General features: G+C 63.1%; 15 protein-coding genes. 4 read left to right on the plus strand and 11 right to left on the minus strand.

All coding sequences use genetic code 11. The annotated features are described in order from the left end of the window. The first annotated feature begins 78 nt into the window (after positions 1-78). Complete coding sequence (gene polA / locus C8264_RS11350; RefSeq protein ID WP_108461089.1) at positions 79-2,994, plus strand: DNA polymerase I; 2,916 nt, start codon at positions 79-81, stop codon at positions 2,992-2,994. Positions 2,995-3,124: 130 nt separating this feature from the next. Here polA and C8264_RS11355 read toward each other — a convergent pair whose 3' ends face one another. Beyond that, a complete protein-coding gene (locus tag C8264_RS11355; protein ID WP_108461090.1) occupies positions 3,125-3,334 on the minus strand; it encodes a hypothetical protein in 210 nt (69 codons plus the stop codon). Positions 3,335-3,467: 133 nt separating this feature from the next. On the opposite strand from C8264_RS11355, the gene C8264_RS22170 reads away from it, so the two are divergent. Then, positions 3,468-3,701 carry a hypothetical protein gene (locus C8264_RS22170; protein ID WP_162783588.1) on the plus strand — a complete coding sequence of 78 codons (234 nt, stop codon included), beginning with the start codon at positions 3,468-3,470 and terminating at the stop codon, positions 3,699-3,701. 73 nt (positions 3,702-3,774) lie between these two features. Further along, the gene (locus C8264_RS11365) at positions 3,775-4,596 is read left to right on the plus strand and encodes a DUF1206 domain-containing protein (RefSeq protein ID WP_162783589.1); all 822 of its coding nucleotides are present in this window, start codon (positions 3,775-3,777) and stop codon (positions 4,594-4,596) included. On the opposite strand, the gene C8264_RS11370 is transcribed toward C8264_RS11365, so the two are convergent. The 10 genes from C8264_RS11370 to C8264_RS11415 all read right to left on the minus strand — a co-directional run bounded on the left by C8264_RS11370 (position 4,593) and on the right by C8264_RS11415 (position 14,263). Further along, entirely contained in the window at positions 4,593-4,784 is a 192-nt protein-coding gene (locus C8264_RS11370) for a hypothetical protein (RefSeq protein WP_108461093.1), read from the minus strand. The two genes, C8264_RS11365 and C8264_RS11370, sit on opposite strands and share 4 nt — an antisense overlap. Before the next feature lie 44 nt (positions 4,785-4,828). Then, positions 4,829-5,239, minus strand: coding sequence for a tRNA (adenosine(37)-N6)-threonylcarbamoyltransferase complex ATPase subunit type 1 TsaE (gene tsaE / locus C8264_RS11375; RefSeq protein ID WP_245893089.1), 411 nt, complete (start codon positions 5,237-5,239; stop codon positions 4,829-4,831). A 9-nt stretch (positions 5,240-5,248) separates the two neighbouring features. Beyond that, positions 5,249-7,711 (minus strand): sensor histidine kinase, encoded by a 2,463-nt coding sequence (locus C8264_RS11380; protein ID WP_108461095.1) that lies wholly within the window; start codon positions 7,709-7,711, stop codon positions 5,249-5,251. Positions 7,712-8,327: 616 nt separating this feature from the next. Then, entirely contained in the window at positions 8,328-9,731 is a 1,404-nt protein-coding gene (ahcY, locus tag C8264_RS11385) for an adenosylhomocysteinase (RefSeq protein ID WP_108461096.1), read from the minus strand. A gap of 88 nt (positions 9,732-9,819) precedes the next feature. Beyond that, positions 9,820-10,326: a DUF2937 family protein gene (locus tag C8264_RS11390; RefSeq protein WP_108461097.1), complete on the minus strand. Its 507-nt coding sequence runs from the start codon at positions 10,324-10,326 to the stop codon at positions 9,820-9,822. Positions 10,327-10,384: 58 nt separating this feature from the next. Continuing rightward, the gene (locus C8264_RS11395) at positions 10,385-10,696 is read right to left on the minus strand and encodes an HPr family phosphocarrier protein (protein WP_108461098.1); all 312 of its coding nucleotides are present in this window, start codon (positions 10,694-10,696) and stop codon (positions 10,385-10,387) included. Then, a complete protein-coding gene (locus C8264_RS11400) occupies positions 10,696-11,097 on the minus strand; it encodes a PTS sugar transporter subunit IIA (RefSeq protein WP_108461099.1) in 402 nt (133 codons plus the stop codon). Before C8264_RS11400 ends, C8264_RS11395 begins: the two co-directional genes overlap by 1 nt. 161 nt (positions 11,098-11,258) lie before the next feature. Beyond that, complete coding sequence (locus C8264_RS11405; protein WP_108461100.1) at positions 11,259-11,717, minus strand: HPr kinase/phosphorylase; 459 nt, start codon at positions 11,715-11,717, stop codon at positions 11,259-11,261. Positions 11,718-11,726: 9 nt separating this feature from the next. Continuing rightward, positions 11,727-13,538, minus strand: coding sequence for a sensor histidine kinase (locus C8264_RS11410; RefSeq protein WP_245893092.1), 1,812 nt, complete (start codon positions 13,536-13,538; stop codon positions 11,727-11,729). Between the two features lie 8 nt (positions 13,539-13,546). Further along, positions 13,547-14,263, minus strand: a complete 717-nt coding sequence (locus C8264_RS11415) for a response regulator transcription factor (RefSeq protein WP_108461101.1) — start codon at positions 14,261-14,263, stop codon at positions 13,547-13,549. A gap of 271 nt (positions 14,264-14,534) precedes the next feature. Between C8264_RS11415 and pckA the strand changes: the two genes are divergently transcribed. Beyond that, the gene (gene pckA / locus C8264_RS11420) at positions 14,535-16,127 is read left to right on the plus strand and encodes a phosphoenolpyruvate carboxykinase (ATP) (RefSeq protein WP_108461102.1); all 1,593 of its coding nucleotides are present in this window, start codon (positions 14,535-14,537) and stop codon (positions 16,125-16,127) included. Positions 16,128-16,761: the final 634 nt, after the last annotated feature.

Consider the following 16,761-nt stretch of genomic DNA (forward strand, 5'->3'; position numbering starts at 1 on the left):
GGTTCCGCCCGCGGGGTCTTTTGGCGGCAGGCAATCTCCCCTAAAGTCCTGCGCGCTCGTTCAACGGAATCGCTGCTCATGCATTTGCTGCTCGTCGATGGCTCGGCCTATATCTTCCGCGCCTTCCATGCTTTGCCCCAACTCAATCGCAAGTCCGATGGGCTCCCCGTTGGCTGCGTGCAGGGGTTCTGCAACATGCTCTACAAGCTCACCGAGGATCTCAAGGGCGAGGACGCGCCCACCCATATGGCGGTGATCTTCGATCATTCCGGCAAGACCTTCCGGGACGATTTTTATCCCGACTACAAGGCGCAACGTCCGCCCGCGCCGCCCGAGCTCGTGCCGCAATTCCCACTGACCCGCGCCGCCACCCGCGCCTTTTCCATTCCCTCCATCGAAATGGAAGGCTGGGAGGCCGATGACATCATCGCCACCTATGCCTGCATGGCCAAAGCTGCCGGCGGCAAGGCCACCATCGTTTCCTCCGATAAGGACATGATGCAGCTGATCGAGGCCGATGGCTCCATCCGCATGCTCGATACCATTCCGCGCCCCGGCCAGCCGCCCCTGCGCTGGATCGGGATCGACGAGGTGTTCACCAAGTTCGGCGTGACGCCCGATAAGGTCATCGAAGTGCAGGCCCTGTGCGGCGACAGCGTCGACAATGTCCCGGGCGTCCCCGGCATTGGCGTCAAGACCGCCGCCGAGCTCATCAATACCTATGGCACCATCGAAAACCTGCTCGAGCATGTCGACGAGATCAAACAGAATGCACGCCGCGAGAAATTGCGAGAAAATGCGGAGCTTGCTCGCATCTCCAAGCGCCTCGTGACCCTGTCGCAGGACGTGCCGGTCGAGCTTGATCTCGACGGTCTCGCCCGCCAGCCGATGGACCCCAAAAACCTTTTCCCCTTCCTCAAGGCGATGGAATTCAACACCATCACCAAGCGCCTGGCCGGCCTGCTGGATGCCAATCCCGACGATTTCGAGCCCGATCCGGAGCTTGCCGCCAAGCCGGTTCCCGCCGTCGGCTTCAACAACGAGGCCCGTGCCGAAGCCCGCGCCGCCCGCCAAGCCGCAACCGGCCGCGCCAATGCCGCCACGGTCGAACACGCCGCCGCGGTGCACCAGGCCATCAAGGCCATCCCCTTCAACGCGGATGCCTACGAGATCATCCGCGACGCCACCCAGCTGCAGCGCTGGCTCGACGCCATCGAGATGACCGGCCATGTCGCTACGGACACCGAAACCACCGGGCTCGACAACCAGACAGCAGACCTCGTCGGCATCTCATTCTCCATCGCCCCCGGCACCGGCGCTTATCTCCCCCTGGGCCACACCGAAGGCCAGGCCGATATCTTCGGCGGCGGTCCCGTGGAAGGCCAGATGCCGATCCGCGAAGCGCTGGACATGCTTCGTCCAATGTTCGCCGACCGGTCCATTCTCAAGATCTTCCACAACGCGAAATACGACCTCGGCATTCTCGCCCGTTATGACATCGAGGTTCACTCCATCGATGACACGCTGCTGCTGAGCTATTCGCTCGATGGCCCGCAGTTCAACACCATGAGCGAGTTGACCGACCATTGGCTGGGCGTGCCCGGCACCCCGATCAAGGACCTGATCGGCTCGGGGAAAACGCAGAAGACCTTTGCGCAGGTGCCCATCGAGCAGGCTGCCCGCTATGCGGCCGAAGACAGCGACATGACCATTCGCCTGTGGCGGATCCTCAAGCCCCGCCTCGTCGCGGAAAACATGACCACGCTCTATGAAACCATCGAGCGGCCACTGGCGCCGGTCCTCGCCCGCATGGAAGCCCGCGGCGTCGCCGTGGATCGCTCGATCCTGTCGCGCCTCTCCGGCGAGTTCGCCCAGCGCGCCGCAGCGTTCGAAGCCGAAGCCTACGAGCTGGCCGGCTCCAATTTCAATCTCGGCTCCCCCAAGCAGCTCGGCGAAATCCTCTTTGATCGCATGGGCCTTGAGGGCGGCACCAAAACCAAGACCGGCGCCTGGTCCACCGGCGCCGATGTGCTCGAGGACCTTGCCGCCAAGGGCGTGCCGCTGGCGCGCACCATCGTCGACTGGCGCCAGCTCAACAAGCTGCGCGGCACCTATACCGACGCCCTGCCCGAATATATCAACCAGCGCACCGGGCGCGTGCACACCACCTATTCGCAGCATTCGGTGCTGACCGGGCGCCTTTCCTCCAACGATCCGAACCTGCAGAACATTCCCATCCGCACCGAAGACGGCCGCAAGATCCGCACCGCCTTCGTCGCCGCCCCTGGCAAGGTGCTGATTTCGGCCGACTACAGCCAGATTGAGCTGCGCGTCCTTGCCCATATCGCCGATATCCAGGCCCTCAAGGATGCCTTTGAGGAAGGCCTCGACATTCACGCCATGACGGCATCGGAAATGTTCGGCGTGCCCGTCGAAGGCATGCCCTCCGATGTGCGCCGCCGGGCCAAGGCCATCAATTTCGGCATCATCTACGGCATTTCCGCCTTCGGCCTCGCCAACCAGCTCGGCATCCCGCGCGGCGAAGCCGGCGACTACATCAAGACCTATTTCGAGCGCTTTCCGGGCATTCGCGCCTACATGGACGAGCAACGCCGGCGCGTTAAAGCCGAGGGCCACGTCATGACCCTTTTCGGCCGCAAGATCTCCTTCCCAAACGCCAATTCCCACAACCCCAGCGAGCGCTCTTTCGTCGAACGCGCCTCCATCAACGCCCCGATCCAGGGCACCGCCGCCGACATCATCCGCCGCGCCATGATCCGCATGGAAGGCGAATTGGCACGGGCCGGGATCGAAGCCGACATGCTGCTGCAAGTGCACGACGAACTCATCTTCGAAGTACCCTTGGGCACGGAGAACGACGCCATTCCGGTCATCAAGCGCGTGATGGAGAACGCGGCGGAGCCAGCGGTGCGATTAGCCGTGCCGATCCAGGTGGACGCTCACGCCGCGCACAATTGGGACGAGGCGCATTGAGGGGAGCATGCAAGCGCCGCGAGGTGGATCGTCGAGACCACCTAAAAGCCAACCAACTCAAGATGAATCCCGGCTCAAGGCCGGGATAACACCGAGTATCAGGGAAGCGGTGGCCGAGCGGAGGAGCCGGTTACTGGTTGGTCCGTCCCCGATGATTGGGCTTTATGCTGCCATCGCCCGCAGTGTCGTTCATCACGTCGCCTTCGATGGTGTTGTCGCCCTCCTCGTCTTCGAAGGTCATTTCCTCCTGGTCGATGCCGCGCGTCGTCTGCCCGATGCCAGGATTGCGCTTGAGGTCGGTGTCGCTGGGATGCTGGGTCTTAGGGTGCTGATTGGTCATGGAAAAGCTCCTTGATGCCCTCGAACAGGCCAATGGCGCGGCCTCCGTTCAAGTTCCCCGGTCCCGATCACAATCGGGCAACTCGCATCGGCTCCCTGCGTTGGCCTTTCTCACCGCGAAAGGAGTGACCATCATGCCGCAAAACAGCACCAGCCAGGGTAGCAAGACCCGCGAGCAGCAGAAGGCAATCTTTGAAGGCCACGAAAAAACCAAGGGGGTCGATGTCGATCCCCATCAACGCCCGATCGCCGAGGCCCGCGCCGACGTAGAACAGCCCGCAGGGGAATACGAGATTTCCCATGGCGACCGCTCGATCAAGCGCGGCGCCAACCAGGAAAGCGAGCACCACAAGCGGCGCGACGACTGAAAATAAGCGCCGCGCTCCAGCCGTGGGAACAAGCTTTGTTGCTGCCCGTTGCCTTCCCGAATGGAGGCATGGCATGCGCAATCACTTCGAGACCCTGGCGCGCGGCGGCTACATGGCCCGCGGCGTCGTTTACCTGTTGCTGGGCGGGCTCGCCCTCACCTCCGCCGTTTATGGCGGAGGTGGCGCGGAGGGTTCGTCGGATGCCCTTTCCACCATTTTGGGCTGGCCCTTCGGGCGCATCCTGATGGGCCTCGTCGCCATTGGGCTGGCCGGATACGTGCTGTGGCGACTGGCGCAGGGCCTGCTCAATGCCGATGGCGTGGACGATGACTGGAAGGGTTTTGCCGGTCGCGTCGGCTCGCTGATCAGCGCCGGTGCCAATGTGTTCCTCGCCCTCACCGCGGCGAGGATGGCCCTAGGCGGCAGCGGCGGCGGTGACAGTAATGGCGAGGAAAACGCCTCGGCGTGGTTGCTGCAACAACCGTTCGGGCCATATTTGCTCGGCATTGCCGCACTGGGCATCATCGTTGCGGGCCTCATCCAGATTTGGAAAGGTGCCGCCAAGGAATACCGCAAGCACGTCAAAATTCCCTCCACCCACGCGAACGCTCTGAATTTCGTGTGCCAGTTCGGGCTGATCGCCCGCGGCGTGCTGCTGGCCGTGGTGGGAGGGTTTATTTTCTATGCCGCGCTCACCGTGTCGCCGGATAGTGCCGGCGGCATCTCGGAAGCGCTCGATTGGGTGCACGCGCTGCCGTTCGGCCGCTGGCTCTATGGGATTGCTGCCCTGGGGCTGGTGGCTTTCGGCGGCTACAGCATCATCCAGGGGCTCTATCGCGAGGTCGATGCGCCCGATGCCAGCGATGTTCGCCGCGCTGTTCCGGGAGTGTCCTAGCGGTCGCTAAACGGCTCCTTGTCGGGAAACGGCGCCTGTTTGGGCGGCAGCTTGGGCGGCTCGCCCGGGCTGTCTGGCTCGAGGGGAAAATCCTCGCGGTCGGGCATGATCTCGCCGGGCCCCATCGGCGGCACGGGGTCATTGCCGTCGTTGGGCATGGGGATGGTCTCAGCGGGCGGTATCTGCATGGTCGGTCTCCTTTTCCATAGGAAACCAACCTTGCGGGGCCCGATCAGTTCCGGCGCACGCCGACCAGCCGCCCCTGCCCACCGGGGGGAATAGCCAAACTGACCACCACATTGGCCGCCGCCACGATCTCGGGCGAACGTTCCGCCCATTCCACCAGCACGATGGCATCGAGATTGTCCAGCAACCCCAGCTCGTCCACTTCGCGTGGATCACCCAGCCGATAAAGATCGGCATGCAGCACCGGCCCCCTGGCCGTCTCATAGGGCTGCACCAGGGCAAAGGTGGGCGAGGGCACGTCCAGCGTGGGATCGCCGGCCAGCGTACGGATCACCGCCCGCGCCAAAGCGGTTTTCCCCGCTCCCAGATCACCCTCCAGAATAACCAGGTCACCCGGCGCCAGCGTCGTCGCCAGTTCGGCGCCGAAGGTGGTGGTTGCCTCGTCGTTTGGGAGCATGCGCTCCATCTATTCGGCCACGCTGGCCATGGCGCTGTCGCGCGGCAGGTTCACGATGATGCGGCTGCCGCGGGGCTCCCGCTTTTCGGCCGAAATGGTGCCACCGTGCAGATTGACGAAGGTGCGGACGATGGAAAGGCCAAGCCCCGCGCCACGCTGGCGCCCACCCGAGGATGGGTTGTCCAGCCGTGTCAGGATGGCGGACTTCATCTCGTCGGTCAGCCCTGGCCCCTCATCCTCGATGATGAACAGCATGCGCTCGGCGCGATGGGAAATGCTGAGCTTGATTTCCCCACCCGGCGGAGAGAAACGCGCCGCATTTGATAGCAAATTGTAGAGCACCTGCACGATGCGCGTGCCATCGGCGATAAAGGGTGGCAACTCGCCTTCGACATCCACCACCAGGTTGATCGGCTTTTCGCCGGAAATCTCAGGGAAGGTCGCCGACAGGCCGGCGCGCGCCTTGTCCACCAGCGCGCTCACATCCTGCAGTTCGGGCCGCAACTCGGCAATGCCGGCGTCAACCGAGGCAAGATCGAGAATATTGTCGATCAGTACGCCCAGCGTCACCGAGGAGGCGCGGATATAGTCGACATAAGCCCGCTGCCGCTCGTTGAGCGCCCCGCCTTCGGTGGCCAGCAGATCGGCAAAGCCGATGATGTTGGTGAGCGGGCTGCGCAGTTCATAGGACACGTTCTCCACGAACGCATCCTTCAGCAGATCGGCCGCCACCAGCGCGTCGTTGCGTTCCTTGAGCACCTTGGAATAGCTGGCGCTCTCCGTCACATCGAGGAAGGTCATCATGGTCTGCCCGTCGGGCAGGCGCGTGATGGCATAATCCAGCAGCCGCCCATCGGAGCGATTGAGCCGCCCGGTCTGGTCCGAGCGGGTGGGGTTGAGGTCGATGATCCCGCGTTTGAGATCCCGCCAAATGCTGGCGCCATCCTGGGGAATGGCCCGCCCGCTGGCTTCGGCGATCTGGTCGATATGGGGGTTCTGCCCCAGCTCGTTCATCGGCAGCTTCCACAGCGCCGACAGCCGTGGATTGGAAAGCGTCAGCCGGCCATTGGTACCGAACACCGCAACGGCTTCGCTCAGCGCATTGATGGTTTCGCGCTGTACATTGCTAAATGCCTTGTTGGTGGATTCAAGCTTGAGGCGCTCGGTAATGTCGTCGAACACATAGATCACGCCGCCGCTTGGGCTGGCTGGCGCCGAGATCACCTTGATGGTGCGGCCGTCCGGCAAATGCCAGGGCTCGTTCTCGTGCGGCTCCTTGCGCGCGTAGGATTCCAGATGCTTGGTGCGCCAGGTCTGGTAATCCACCTGGTTGGGTAGCATGCCCTCGGTGCGCAGCTTGTCCAGAATGGCCCGCTCGTCGAGCCCAAGCGTCAGGAAATTGGTGCTGAGATGCCAGAGATTGGCATAGGCCTGGTTGAACTGGATCAGTTCGCGCTTGCCGTTGAAGATGGCGATGGGCGTGGCCAGCGTATCGATGATGCCGTTGATATGCGCGATGCCCGGATCGTGCGGCTTGGCCGCCTGATCTTCGAGGGGCCGCAAATAGCCGGCGCGACCACCTGCAATGGGGAACTCCACCATTTCAAAGGCGCCTTGGCCCGGCCAGGCCAGCGAAAGCGTGGCGGCCTTGTCGCTCGATGTACAGGCAATCAGATGCTGCTTGAGGCGCGAACCCTCCAGCAATTCCGGCGGCTTTGCCTCGTTGCCATCCTTGCCCAGGGCCCGGGCCAGTTGCAGATAGGGCTGGTTGGCAAAGATCAGCCGGTCATAGGCATCGCGGGCAAAGGCGGGCTTGGTCAACGCGTCAAGCACGGCGCGGACGCTGTCGAGATCGCCATGGGCGGCCGCGGCAACCAAGTGGGGTTCGGCGCTTGGCTGCAGGAAGGCGGGCCGTAGGCGCATGGCCACACCACCACCCAGCACCCAGCCATTGGCCCGGATCAGCCGGCCATCGAGCGCATTGAGGCTGACGGCGAAAGTGTGCCCCTGCACGCGCAGATCTTCGAGGAAGCCTGCAAGCCGGTCCGCATCATCTGCCCGCAGCCAGCTATGGAAGTTGAGCACGCTGTCGGGCTGCCGCCCGATCGGCAGCACTGCCGAGGCTTGCCCCAACAGCCTTGGCGCACCGCCGCTGATCTCGGTCCAGAGGATGGTGACTTCGCGGGTGCCGGAAAGCAGCGCCTCATATTCATCCACCAGCGCCCGCAAGCCCGCAATCTGCTCCGCCGCCTTGATCCGCGCGGCCTTGCCATCCGAAAGCATGGTGCGCACGACGGCCATTGCCAGAACCGCGAATGCTCCCGCACCCGTGGCAATGGCGAGGGGCGCGGCTCCAGCAAAACTGGCTGGATTGACGTCCTGTGCCAGGGCGGGGGCCGCGGTCATCAGGGTAAGAGGGGCTGCCGCAACCGATGCGAATCCCCAATGCTTCCGGAAGATATCCGGCGCCATGCGCAGCCCTCTTGGTCTTGTTTCATTGCCAGCCCGGCCTGAAATGCCGGTACGCCTGAACTTGCAAGAAGCAACCTAACGCAGAGCCCCCAGGGAATCCGGCTGCCTCCGACGCGGCAGCTTGTCCCCCAGCGGCCGAATCACCCTGACCATACCGGCCAGCTGAATCAGCTAAAAGAGTCTTAATGGCTGTGCATTATGGGCAAAGGGCAGATATGTAGGATTGACCCGGAACGAAGCAGGAACTTCGCTCGTCCGAATACATCGGCGCAAAAACTGCGGTCGACACCCTCCGCAACAGGAGCATTTACACAAGACGCGTCATTGGCACAGGGCAGTCAAGAACGCCGCGTTGCCCTCGGGCTTGACCCGAGGGCCGTTCAGGGAGCCCTAGCCGGAGCGATTGTGCCTACGGGGCGTGACCCTCGGGTCGAGCCCGAGGGAAGCACGGTGGGCGGGGATAGATCTGATCCATGCGGCCAAAGTCGACACCCTCCCCCTTGCGGGGAGGGATCAAGGGCGGGGGAAGACTGGCCCGGATTTTTTGGGCCTTTGCTTCCAACCGACCATAGGAAGAGGAGGCAGCCGCACCATCTGGCCACTGCCTCCAGCAGTTCTAGTACCGATACTCACCCGACTTGAACGGACCTTCAGTCGACACACCGATATAGTCGGCCTGCGTCTTGGTCAGCTTGGTCAGCTTGGCCCCCAGCTTGGCCAGATGCAGTTCCGCGACCTTCTCATCGAGGTGCTTGGGTAGGACATGCACCTTCTTTTCCAGCTTTTCGCCGTTGGTCCACAGTTCGATCTGGGCCAGTGTCTGGTTGGCGAAGGAGGCGGACATCACGAAGCTGGGGTGACCGGTGGCATTGCCCAGATTGACCAGGCGCCCCTCCGAAAGCAGGATCAGGCGCTTGCCATCGGGCTTTTCGATCATGTCCACCTGTGGCTTCACATTGGTCCACTTGAAGTTGCGCAGGCCCAGCACATCGATCTCGTTGTCGAAATGGCCGATATTGCAGACGATGGCCATGTCCTTGAGACTGCGCATGTCATCGACCATCAGCACGTCACGGTTACCCGTGGCGGTGACGACGATGTCGGCGCGGTGCGCGGCATCGGCGAGGGTCACGACCTCGAAGCCTTCCATGGCGGCCTGCAGGGCGCAGATCGGGTCGACTTCCGTCACCAGCACGCGTGCACCAGCGCCGCGCAGCGATTCAGCCGAACCCTTGCCAACATCGCCATAGCCGCAGACGATGGCGACCTTGCCCGCCAGCATGACATCGGTGCCGCGGCGGATGGCATCCACCAGCGATTCACGGGTGCCGTATTTGTTGTCGAACTTGGACTTGGTGACGGAGTCGTTGACGTTGATCGCCGGGAACGGCAGTTCGCCCTTGGCATGCAACTGATAGAGCCGCATCACGCCCGTCGTGGTTTCCTCCGATACGCCGCGAATGGCATTGCGGATCGCGGTGAAGAAGCCCGGGCTCTTGGCCAGGCGCTGCCGGATGGTGGCAAAGAAGATTTCTTCCTCCTCGCTGCCCGGCTTATCAAGCACGGAGATGTCCTTTTCAGCCTTGGCGCCATTGAGGACGTACATGGTGGCGTCGCCGCCATCATCGAGGATCATGTTGGGGGTGAGACCATCACCCCAGTCCATCATGCGGTCGGTGAAGGCCCAGTATTCTTCCAGTGTCTCGCCCTTGTGCGCAAACACCGGAATACCGGCGGCGGCGATTGCTGCAGCCGCATGGTCCTGGGTGGAGAAGATGTTGCAGCTGACCCAGCGCACCTGGGCACCCAGCGCCACCAGCGTCTCGATCAGCACAGCGGTCTGGATTGTCATATGCAGCGAGCCGGCAATGCGCGCGCCCTTGAGCGGCTGGGCGGCTGCGTATTCCTCGCGGATCGCCATCAAGCCCGGCATTTCGATTTCCGCGATCTGGATTTCCTTGCGGCCAAAATCGGCGAGGGAAATGTCGCGGACCGCATAGTCGATCGCATTGATGCTCATGGGAGGCTCCGGGCAGGTGAATTTCACTGCCTCACCTATACGCAAGCGCGGGTCGAGGATCAACCGGACATAAAGAAATGTTTATATGCTAGTACTTGTAGGCATAGCGCCGGCGCCGGAACGGCAGGGCGCAAAAGCTCCAGAAGCCCGATGATATCAAATAGCCCAGGATGAACCCGGCGCCCGCATAGAGCACGCCCTCGATGGTGACCGGGACGGCGGGCTTGTAGTTCGCCAGCGTGCGCTGGCCAATATCGCTATCGAGATAAGCAGGAAGCGACTGGAAACGCTCGATGGCGTTGGCACCCTGGATCTGCTGCAGCGTGGCATCCAATTGCTCGAAGCGCTGGAAAGTCGCCGTCATCGAGGTGCCGCGTCCGGCGAGGAACTCGTCATTGGATGAATTATACCGCGCCAGCGCCGCCTCCCGGCCAAGCCCGCCGGCCGAAGCTGCGCGGTCGAACTCTTCGGTGATGACCCGCAACTCGTCCACGGCCCCACCCAGGCGCTGGGTATATTGCTGGGCATATTCAGGAAACTGGCTCAAGGCCAGCGCCAGGCCCAATCCCCCGATACTGGCAACCGCACGCCGCATGCCATTCTCCGCTTCTGGCCAACAATGCGAAAGATTCCGCTGCGTTCCGCGACCGAAGCTACCCAGCCGCCCCGTCGCTATCCTCGTCGAACCCGTTGTTCACCAGTTCCACAATCGCCTCCAGCGCCTCGCGCGCCTGCTTGCCGCTGGCCTGCACGAGAATGGTCGATCCCGGACCGGCGCCCAGCATCATCAGGCCCATGATGGAATCGCCTGCCACCGACGTGCCATCCTTGATGACGCTGATGGAGGCATCGAAGCACTCGGCCGTGCGCACGAAGCGGGCCGAAGCGCGGGCGTGCAGGCCCTTGCGATTGACGATGGTCAATTGTTGGGCGACGGCTCTTCCGCCTCCAGCGGCGCCGTCCATCAACTCGCTCCGAGGATCGAATTGGCCACAGTGATGTATTTGCGGCCCGCTTCCTGGGCGAGGTTGACGGCGTCCCTGATGTCCATCTCGCTCCGCACGCGAACCAGCTTGACCAGCATGGGCAGGTTGACGCCAGCGATGACTTCGACCGCGCGGTTCTGCATCACGGAGATGGCGAGGTTGGATGGCGTGCCACCGAACATATCGGTGAGGATAATCACCCCCGAGCCGTCGTCGGCCCTATCCACTGCGGCAAGGATATCGTTGCGGCGGCCTTCCATGTTGTCTTCGGGACCGATTGCGATGGTCTCGCAATGGTCCTGCGGACCCACGACATGTTCCAGCGCCGACTTGAATTCATTGGCGAGCGCACCATGCGTCACCAAAACCAGACCAATCATGAAAATTCCTCAGCGTGCCGCAACGCGTCTGCGTAGCAGCCATTCATGCCCCCTGCCCGCGCAGTATCCGTCCGGAACGTTACGCAAGGCTGAACCTGTCCCATCTGGACGACAGGGCAGCACTCTTGCCCTGCATGGGCGCGGTTTCAAGCACAATTTTGTCACAGCCTGCCAAGTGCAGCCATTGCTTCGCCGACCAGCAGCATCTGGTGACCCAGACTCACCACGCCGCTGGCGGGAACCGGGGCTCGTGCCAGGGTCAGCCCGCCGAGCTCGGTGACCAGTTCGTCTTCTTCCAGCATGCGGATCAACTCTGGCACGAGGTCGATCACCAGATGCAGCGATACGTCGTTTCGATGCGGGCGATTGACAATGCCGCGCCCGCGCAACTCGATCAGGCCGGTCAAGTTTGGTGGCGCATGCATGCGCAACTGGCCTTGGACCAATTGCAGGTCAACCCGATCATCGGCCACCAGAAAGGCCGCCTCGCCGCGGCTTTCCCAGCGCTCCAGCAGCGACAACGCCAGCACCGATTTACCAGCCCCGGAAGGACCGCGCAGCAATATGCCGGCGCTGCCCAGCAGCAGACCGGTCCCGTGTACATTAAGAGGCTTGCTCATCGCTTCAGCCTATTTGCGGGTGCGCGGCAGCACAACCGTGAACACGGCCCCGCTGCGATCCTCGCGATTATGCGCCTTGATGGCACCCTTGTGCGCATCCACGATCTGCTTGGAAATCGACAAGCCGAGGCCCGAGTGATCCCCGAAGCTCTCGGTATCGGGCCGGTCGGTGTAGAAACGCTGGAAGATCTTGCCGAAATCACCGGTGATGCCGGGCCCCTCATCGGTCACCGTGACGATGATGTTTTCCGGGTCCGTCGCCAGGGCCACCTGGACCACGCCGTTTTCCGGCGAGAACGAGACGGCATTGTCGATGAGATTGGCGAGCACCTGCGCCAGCCGGCTTTCATGCCCCCGCACGATGGCTGCGCCCTTGCCGCTGCGCTTGTGCATTTCGACGCGCACGCCTCGCCCCGCCGCTATATCGCGCTGGATGGCAACCATGGTTTCGGCCAGCTTCTCCACATCGACGCGTTCGGCGCTTTCGCGCGCTAGTTCGGCATCGAGCCGGCTGGCGCTGGAAATGTCCGTGATCAGCCGGTCGAGCCGCCGCACATCGTGCTGGATGATGGCGTTGAGCCGCTCGCGGTCCTCGGCCCGCTTTGCCAGTGGCAGCGTTTCCACGGCGCTGCGCAAGGAGGTCAGCGGGTTCTTGAGCTCATGGGCCACGTCCGCCGCAAATCGCTCGATAGCTTCGATGCGGTTATAGAGATTGTCGGTCATGCGCCGGAACGCGCCGGAAAGATGCCCGATCTCGTCTTGGCGGTCGGTGAAATCGGGGATTTCGGCGCGCGCATTGCCCGCTGTCTGCACCCGCTCGGCCGCTTCCGACAAGCGCCGCATCGGCCCCGCGATGGTGCCTGCCAAGGCGAGCGAGAGCGCAATCTGCACGACGGCGGCGATCAGCGCGATCCGCAAGATCCCCCAGCGCTCCTGCGAGACGATGGAGTCGATGTCGCCCGGTGCGGTCGAAAGCAAAATGGCCCCGACCACCGCACGCACCCGCTGCACCGGTACGGCCACCGAAACCACCAGCTGGTTCTGGCTGTCGACGCGGACGAAATCGGCCGCCGCTCCCGAAAGCGCCGAGGCAACTTCGGGGTAGCGGGTCCCTTCATCCACGCCATATTCTTGGTAGGGCGGATAATTATCGCCCGGCACCCAGCTGACGATGGCGTTCCACCAGTCCCACAGGAAAAAGCTCTCCTCCCGCTTGGTTTCGATGATCTGCCGCATCACCTCGCCCCGGGCATAGATGTTGTCGCTATCAAGGATCAGCAGCCCGCCCTGGTCATAGATGCGGGCGCGGGTGCGGGTGGGCGTAATCAGGTTACGCAGCAGCGGCGCCACGCGTTCGGGATTGATGGGGAATTCCAGGCTCGGATCATAGTAGGAGAGCGACGACACCGTGCCATCGCCCTGCAATTGCAGCAGGCGATCCGGGTTCACCGAAATCACGTCGCTATCCACCGTAGCGGAAGCCGCAATCGCCGCCGCGATGATCTCGCCCTGCACGCGCAGCGACTGCACCCGTGCCTCGATCAGCCCGGCCCGCCACTGGTTGAGGTACAGAATACCCACCACCAGCACCAGCAGGCCCGCCATGTTCAGCACGATGATGCGCTTGGTCAGGCTCGAGAAAATGGTGAAGTCGAGGAAGCGGTTGACTGCCTCGACCACCTTGTAGAATGGCTTGACCATCATGTGGCGACGACGCCGGCGCGAACGGGATTTTGGCTTGGCGGGCGCCTTGCCCTCTGCCTGCCGCCACTCGGATGACGCGTCGGTCTTGTGCTCCCGTTCGGGATCGATGATGGCCACTTGGCTTTCTATTGTTCCTTGAAGCGATAGCCAACGCCATAGAGCGTTTCGATCATCTCGAAATCGTCGTCCGTGGCCTTGAACTTCTTGCGCAGCCGCTTGATGTGGCTGTCGATGGTGCGATCATCGACATAGACCTGGTCATCATAGGCCGCGTCCATCAGTGAATTGCGCGACTTGACCACGCCGGGCCGCAACGCCAGGGCCTGCAGGATCAGGAATTCCGTCACGGTCAGCGTCACCCGCTGCCCCTTCCAGGTGCAGGTGTGGCGCTCCTCGTCCATCACCAGCGAGCCGCGTTCGATCAGCGCCTTGCCGGGCGAAGATTCGCCCGGGGCACCGGCAGGAGCCGAAGGATCGCGCGGCGCCGCGCGGCGCAGGATCGCCTTGACGCGCTCCACCAGCAGCCTCTGGCTGAATGGCTTGGTGATGAAATCGTCGGCGCCCATCTTGAGCCCGAACAACTCATCGATCTCTTCGTCCTTGGAGGTCAAGAAGATCACGGGCACATCGGATTTCTGGCGCAGGCGGCGCAGCAATTCCATGCCATCCATGCGGGGCATCTTGATATCCAGGATCGCCAGGTCCGGCTTGTCGGTGGTCAGGCCTTCAAGCCCCGAGGCGCCATCGGTATACGTTGCGACCTGATATCCTTCGGCTTCCAGTGTCAGGGACACCGATGTGAGAATATTGCGATCGTCATCGACGAGGGCGATTTTGGGCATGAGCTGCCTTTCTTGTTGTTTCAACGCTTTGGAACACGCGGCAGCATGTTCCGTGCGCATGCTTGCAGGCGACAATTACGCGTTAAATAAGGCGCGGCCAAGGGCGCCGCCAGATCTTCGCCGGCGCTGCTCAACACTAACGCCGCACGGTTCAGTTATTCAACTTCCGTCTTAAGACCCATTTCGGGATGGCCGCTTTGCGTCTGCACCCCGTAACTTGCGCCCCATGGCGGCCAAGTGTTGCGGCCGCCGCAAGGCACGGAGTTTCGCCATGAACCGTTTCGATCACGAGGCCCTCAGGGCAAAGGCCAGCGCCCGGGCCGGTTCCGTATCGCTCAACGATATCGCCCCCGTGCTGGTTGCCCGTACGCTTGAGGCGAAGGAAGCCGAACTCACGGCCGATGGCGCCGTTTCGGTGCGCACCGGCGCATTCACCGGCCGCTCGCCCAAGGACAAGTTCATCGTGCGCGACGCGCTCACCCAGGACAGCGTCTGGTGGGACAATACGGCCGCGATGGATCCCGCGCAGTTCGAGCTGCTGCTGGCCGACGCCATCGGCGCTCTCGCGGACCGCCCAGTGTTCCGCCAGGACCTGCTGGCCGGGGCCGACCCTGACCATCAATACGCCGTGAGCGTGCTGACGCCCAGCGCCTGGCATGCCCTCTTCATCCGCAATCTGCTGATCAGGCCGGGCGAGACCATCCCGACGGGAAATGATGCAACGGCCGTGACCATCATCCATGCACCGCACTTCAAGGCCGATCCGGCCCGGCATGGCAGCCGCACCGACACCGTGATTGCGCTCGACATGAGCCGCAATATCGTCGTCATCGCGGGCACGCTCTATGCCGGTGAAATCAAGAAATCGGTGTTCTCGCTGTTCAATTTCCACGCGCCGCGCCAGGGCGTTTTGCCCATGCACTGCTCGGCCAATCTGGGCCGTGACGGCGAGGCCGCGCTGTTCTTCGGCCTTTCGGGCACCGGCAAGACCACTCTTTCCAACGATCCGGCCCGCCCCCTGATCGGGGATGACGAGCACGGCTGGAGCGAGAACGGCGTGTTCAACCTCGAAGGCGGCTGCTACGCCAAGACGGTCAAGCTCAGCGCCAAGGCGGAACCCGAAATCCATTCTGCGACGCAGCGTTTCGGCACGGTTCTGGAAAACGTCGTTCTCGATGACGTCAAGCGGCCTTTGTTCGATGACATCTCGTTGACCGAAAACACCCGTGCGGCCTACCCGATCGATGTGCTGCCGGCGATTGCCAAGGGCGGCGTCGGTGGCACGCCGAAAACCGTGGTATTCCTCACCGCCGACGCCTTCGGCGTGCTGCCGCCCATTGCCCGGCTCACGCCGGAACAGGCGGTCTACCATTTCCTCTCGGGCTATACGGCCAAGGTCGCTGGCACCGAGCGCGGCATCACCGAGCCACAAGCCACCTTCTCAGCCTGCTTCGGCGCACCTTTCATGCCGCTCCACCCCACGGTCTATGGCGACATGCTGGCCGAAAAGCTCCGCCAAAGCGGTGCCTCGACCTGGCTGCTCAATACCGGCTGGACCGGCGGCGGCTACGGCACCGGCCAACGCATCGACATCGCGTCCACAAGGCGCCTGCTCAGCGCCGCGCTCAACAGCGAACTCGACCAAGCCGACATGCGCACCGACGACCTCTTCGGCTTCGCCGTACCGCTCACCGTCCCGGGCGTCGAACCCCTTCTCCTCACGCCCCGCCAAACCTGGACCGACCCGCAAGCCTATGACCGCCAGGCCATCCACCTCGCCGGCCTGTTCCGCGCCAATTTCGAGAAATTCGGCGACGGCGCAAACGCCAAGCCCGGGCCGAAGCTTGCCGAAGCGGCGGAGTAGGTGGGCATAGGGGCTCCCGAACCCACCGCGCATCACCCCGCCCCCACCGCGCGTCACCCTCGGGCTCGACCCGAGGGCTCTATACTTGCCCAACCCACATCCAAGTGCAGCCCCCTCGGGTCAGGCCCGAGGATGACGATCGAGTATGTGGCACGATGCCCGTAGCCGCCCATCCACAACCCGTGCGCGGCATCATCTCGCCTACCACAACCGTGCATGGCACCATCTCACCCACCCACCATGCTTCCCTCGGGCTCGACCCGAGGGCCACTCTCCCCACGGCACAAGCGACCAGAGACCCTCGGGTCAGGCCCGAGGGGAGCAATGGTGGGTGTGAAAGCATTGAAGCAAAACCTCTCCCGCTTATCCCCCTTCTCCCCCCACCCAGGGCGTCATGTCATCATCCCCTCATTCCCGCACATGCTGCGCGGTCGCGACGAACGGTCGGTGCGGGAATGCCGGGTGAGGTGGGGGTCGCTCCATCTCCTGTGGCACAAGGATGATCTGGCACCGATTAAAGCCCCCGGTGTGACTTTCGGCACGGGCGACTAGCCGCAGACGGTCCTTACTCCATAGAGCCCCCGGAAACATGGGGCGAGGTGGGTTCCACCTCTACCAATTTTGCCGGACGACC

The organism is Devosia naphthalenivorans (assembly GCF_003056355.1).
Taxonomy (GTDB): domain Bacteria; phylum Pseudomonadota; class Alphaproteobacteria; order Rhizobiales; family Devosiaceae; genus Devosia; species Devosia naphthalenivorans.

Excerpts from the sequence above, each read along its gene's own strand:
- pckA (WP_108461102.1), top strand. The coding sequence starts at position 14,535 with ATGAACCGTTTCGATCACGAGGCCCTCAGGGCAAAGGCCAGCGCCCGG.
- C8264_RS11400 (WP_108461099.1), bottom strand. The coding sequence starts at position 11,097 with ATGATTGGTCTGGTTTTGGTGACGCATGGTGCGCTCGCCAATGAATTC.
- C8264_RS11370 (WP_108461093.1), bottom strand. The coding sequence starts at position 4,784 with ATGCAGATACCGCCCGCTGAGACCATCCCCATGCCCAACGACGGCAAT.
- polA (WP_108461089.1), top strand. The coding sequence starts at position 79 with ATGCATTTGCTGCTCGTCGATGGCTCGGCCTATATCTTCCGCGCCTTC.
- tsaE (WP_245893089.1), bottom strand. The coding sequence starts at position 5,239 with ATGCTCCCAAACGACGAGGCAACCACCACCTTCGGCGCCGAACTGGCG.
- C8264_RS11380 (WP_108461095.1), bottom strand. The coding sequence starts at position 7,711 with ATGGCGCCGGATATCTTCCGGAAGCATTGGGGATTCGCATCGGTTGCG.
- C8264_RS11365 (WP_162783589.1), top strand. The coding sequence starts at position 3,775 with ATGCGCAATCACTTCGAGACCCTGGCGCGCGGCGGCTACATGGCCCGC.
- C8264_RS11390 (WP_108461097.1), bottom strand. The coding sequence starts at position 10,326 with ATGCGGCGTGCGGTTGCCAGTATCGGGGGATTGGGCCTGGCGCTGGCC.
- C8264_RS11395 (WP_108461098.1), bottom strand. The coding sequence starts at position 10,696 with ATGGACGGCGCCGCTGGAGGCGGAAGAGCCGTCGCCCAACAATTGACC.
- C8264_RS11405 (WP_108461100.1), bottom strand. The coding sequence starts at position 11,717 with ATGAGCAAGCCTCTTAATGTACACGGGACCGGTCTGCTGCTGGGCAGC.
- ahcY (WP_108461096.1), bottom strand. The coding sequence starts at position 9,731 with ATGAGCATCAATGCGATCGACTATGCGGTCCGCGACATTTCCCTCGCC.
- C8264_RS22170 (WP_162783588.1), top strand. The coding sequence starts at position 3,468 with ATGCCGCAAAACAGCACCAGCCAGGGTAGCAAGACCCGCGAGCAGCAG.
- C8264_RS11415 (WP_108461101.1), bottom strand. The coding sequence starts at position 14,263 with ATGCCCAAAATCGCCCTCGTCGATGACGATCGCAATATTCTCACATCG.
- C8264_RS11355 (WP_108461090.1), bottom strand. The coding sequence starts at position 3,334 with ATGACCAATCAGCACCCTAAGACCCAGCATCCCAGCGACACCGACCTC.